At 46.1% G+C, this 4078-nt stretch carries 3 protein-coding genes and 1 pseudogene; 2 read left to right on the top strand and 2 right to left on the bottom strand.

Annotated features, from left to right (window positions below; translation table 11 throughout):
• Positions 1-205: pseudogene (locus tag MHN02_RS21210) on the bottom strand (hypothetical protein); the annotation flags it as partial.
• Complete coding sequence (locus MHN02_RS21205) at positions 159-302, bottom strand: hypothetical protein (protein WP_239247931.1); 144 nt, start codon at positions 300-302, stop codon at positions 159-161. The gene MHN02_RS21205 and the pseudogene MHN02_RS21210, both read right to left, overlap by 47 nt.
• Before the next feature lie 1202 nt (positions 303-1504).
• On the opposite strand from MHN02_RS21205, the gene MHN02_RS21200 reads away from it, so the two are divergent.
• Positions 1505-1672: a hypothetical protein gene (locus MHN02_RS21200; RefSeq protein ID WP_239219057.1), complete on the top strand. Its 168-nt coding sequence runs from the start codon at positions 1505-1507 to the stop codon at positions 1670-1672.
• A 212-nt stretch (positions 1673-1884) separates the two neighbouring features.
• Entirely contained in the window at positions 1885-3762 is a 1878-nt protein-coding gene (locus MHN02_RS21195) for a GGDEF domain-containing protein (protein WP_239219055.1), read from the top strand.
• Positions 3763-4078 lie beyond the last annotated feature (316 nt).

Genomic DNA, 4078 nt, shown 5'->3' with positions numbered 1-4078 from the left:
CATCCAGATAGATGTTCGCTATGAGCGGGCTTATTACCCCGCCTTGCGGACTGCCTGTCTCTGTCTGCTGCCAATGCCCATCAACCATTACCCCACTTTCTAAGAACTGAGTAATTAACTTCAACACGCTGCCATCGCGCACCCGCCTTTTGATGCTCTTAACGTCCGTATCGACGGATGAACATCGTGGCTTTATTGATGGCATCGTGACAGCTCCGCTTCGGTCTATAACCAAAGCTTGATGGATGGAACTGCTCTTCGAAGATGGGGGTAAGGAGGTCATTCAAGCATTGTTGAACCACTCTATCCCTGACTGTTGGGATACCCAATAGACGCTCACCGCCCCCGTCTTTCGGGATAATGACCCGCCTTACCGGTTGCGGTTGGTAGCGTTTGGTTTTGAGTTCAAGAAGAAGCTGCGATAGTTCATTATCCAGATTTGAGGCAAACGCGCTCAGGCTCTGCCCATCTATTCCGGCCGCACCTTTCGCTTTGAATACCTTTTTAAACCCTTTGAACAGCCTAGATAGTGTGCTGTGTGGGGGCCGATACTTTCTCTTCGCGTTGGTCTATTTCACATGGTGGTAGAGCGTGCTAGCCCAATGGCAATCTACTCAACGTTCACCACGTTACTCCCATGTACCGTTTCGTAGCCAGTCCGTCGCTTCCGCGACAAACCAAGTACGAAGACGTCGATAGCTAATCGATTCGTGTACCACTAAAAAAAAACACCTGCTCATCACAGACTGACTATGTACTTCCGCCCTTCGCCATCCCTATCAGCTTTTGGCTGATAACGATGCCACCAAACACTGCTGATGGTCAGCTCGGTTTTACCCTCCACACCATTACTGGCTTTCACAGGCCGAACTTTACTCACTACTACGGCATCATCTGCCACCTCGCACCAACACCTACCTTGAGTCGCCTCTCGCATAGATGCTTCTGGCTCACAACCAGAAACGGTGTCAGGCTTCCCCAGTTACTGCACTAGCGCCCTGTTAGAAATGCCACCCTCAAGCACAAAACAGGACTGACTGAGTATCGGGCTTTGCGCTATTTTGCACGCTTACCCTCCTGTCTTGCCGAATCAGGTTCACTTGCGTTGTGTACCTCTAACTTCCTATGGCTTCCTTCGGACCCTGTCGTTGGCCAACAACGCCCTTGCCATTCGGATTATCTTCCCCTCAGTCAGGGTGATTCAGGTTTCTTTCAACCTGACGGGTTTGCCAGCTTCGCTGGGCAAACAAAAAAACCGGCATAAAGCCGGTTCTTTGTATTTGGCGGAGAGAGAGGGATTCTCCGCCAGACATTTTTTATCACATAACCTATTGATTTGTGGTAGCAACATAGCAGTTTTGATACATTGTGGCAAAGTTTTGTGGTAAAGCTCATTGCCCCTTTGCTTGCGCTTTCACTGCCCCATTAGTCGCTTCCATTTGTTCATCAGCGGTTAAGAAGTTGAACGTATTTGTCATCATTTTCAAAGCGAAGACCAGCATCAATGACCTCTGACAGACATGGATTCCACGCAACGAAAAAAACTCACGCTTTCGAAATCGCTGACCCAGCCATGTCAGAAAATGAGGTTGTAAAGTGCACTAACGCGATTGACGCAATGCGCATCAATGCCTTAGAAGATAACGTCATCAAAAAGCCCAATAAAGTATAGGTTTAGTGCCACTATTCCCCCCTCACCTTCGTCGTTTGATGTCGATTTCGCGAAGCGTATGCTAAAGGTAACGACACCTTCTTTTCTCTTCTACTTCGTGGCATACTCATTTTAGACGCAGTGTTAGGGAAGTCAGCACAATGAGAGATAAAAGGATATGTCTGAATTGCGGTATCAGTGTTTTTATTTTGCTGAGTAGCTGCCTGCCTTTTATGGCGTTCGCTGAAAGTGATATTGAAAAAGAAAACCGTTATTACCGTGTCTCTTCCAAAATCTGCTGGAATTGGGAAGATAGTGCAGCCCCTGAAAAAAATGCGCCGCTAGCGGCGTTATACCAAGAGTCTGGTATAGCCACAGACCCATCCCCCCTTGGCGTAATCTATCGAGCTTTACAATGGGAATGCGAGCATTGGTCCTCTTCGGCATCAAATGTCGACACCCCACACCCCATTTCTGGTGACGATTGGGCGTATATGAAATCCCTTAACCCTGTTCATTATGCAGCGGTAAGAGTAGGGTTAATGACATACGAAATTGGCATTCCTCGTGACGTAAATAAAAACATATTGTTCGGTTATATCGAAATGCTGAGAATCTTGAAGCGCGAGATGCTGAACGAAAAAAACTCATTAGCGGTAGCCATCTTAAGCGCCCGGATTGGCTATTATTTATCTTTCGTCGGAGTAAAGGCTATTGAGGAGTACGAGTACGCATTCCCCCACTTAAATTCAAATACCACTAATGAGCAATGGCTGTGGGAAGACGCTATTGTTAGAGAAGACTTAATGTTGAACTTAGCAGACGAGTATAATGATGTGGGGATGCACACAATGGCGCTGCCTTACGCAGAACAATTGATTACATCGACACCTTATGAGGAGCGCAGCCCTGCTACATACAACCCTGCTATTTATGCGTTGGTAAAACTTAGACGGTTTGATGAAGCATTTGCATATGCTAGCGAGGCCTATGAGATAGCGGGAAACAACCCGTCATACCAATTTGTTGCATTGCTGCTGAAGTTGTCCGTATTCACTCACAGGCAACAGCCTAGTGACAAAGAAAAAATGTCATTAACCATAGACCAAGCGTTGGCTCTGAAAGACAAGGTAGACTTTGAAAGAGCGGAAAAATATATAGCACTCCTTAGGGCATTCCACGCGGCAATAAATAGTAAGAGATCAGAAAGATTTGAAAGCATCGTTGCTGACTACATAGACACTGTAATGGATGACCCAGAGAGAAAATGGCTAAATGAAAGAATAGAACAAGAAAGCCTATATAGTAAATTAGCCAGGGTTTATCAGCTTCGAGGCGACTACCAAACCGCGTACGAGTACGAACAGCGTTTAAAGCAGACTATCGTAGATTTCAACGCATTGGAAAGCGAAGCCCGTGCGTCGAGTCTTATTGAAGATCCCCTGATGCAGGATATCAATATAATTGCATTGCGCCAGCTCGAAGCGCAACAACAACAGCAAGCGCTTGAGCTTCAGTCACAAAAACAGCAATTTATCATTGTTGCCCTTCTTGCGTTAATGCTTGCATTACTGGCATTTTGGTTTTGGCAATGTCAGCGCATTAATAAACGGCTCGCTGAGCACGACTCGCTTACAGGGGCAATGACACGACGTGCATTTTACTCCTGGTATGACAAAGCACTTAGCCACGATTCTGCGGGCTGCGTAGCGCTGATTGACCTCGACCACTTTAAACAAATTAACGATACCTATGGACACCTGACCGGGGATGAAGTGCTCACCACGTTCACACGCATCGTTCAACAGCGAATAAGAAAGACGGATAAGCTTTGCCGATTTGGCGGCGAGGAATTTTTGCTGATCCTGCCAGATGTCAATAAAACCGAAACAGAACGACTAATCGATGATATTCGGCAGCAGATCAAGTTACATGCTAAGTGGACTTCTACCGACGCTACCTTTTCAGTTAGCTTCTCTGCTGGCGTGATTGAAGTCACCCGAAAAGGGGAATTGAATGCAATTATTAGCCAGTGTGATGCTCTACTTTACGATGCAAAAAGGAACGGACGTTCACGAACAGAGTCAGCGGTATTTGCAACAAGCTTATAGACTTACCTAGCTGTAGTTTTTGGCCATTACCCACTCACTGTTTGTTTAACTGCCATGTTAACTTCTTCCACTTGCTCGACAAAGAGTAAGAAGACGAATGTATCGCGCATCATTTTCAAGTCGAGGTTCCGTCGTTATGATCTTGACCAAAGATTGACTCAACTCATTTTGAATACAGTCTTGTTCACCAATCAGTAGACTCAGAAACATTAGCGATTGCGTATTTCGGTGAATCCGATCGGTCGTTTCGGTTTTATCCGATCGCTTTTTCTTCTTCTTTTTCGTCCCTGCCAGTTTTACCGTAAGTGATCGGATT

This window comes from Alteromonas sp. CNT1-28 (genome assembly GCF_022348345.1).
GTDB lineage: Bacteria > Pseudomonadota > Gammaproteobacteria > Enterobacterales > Alteromonadaceae > Alteromonas > Alteromonas macleodii.
Note: the sequence above shows the minus strand (reverse complement) of the source record. Positions and strands in the feature narration are given on the sequence as shown.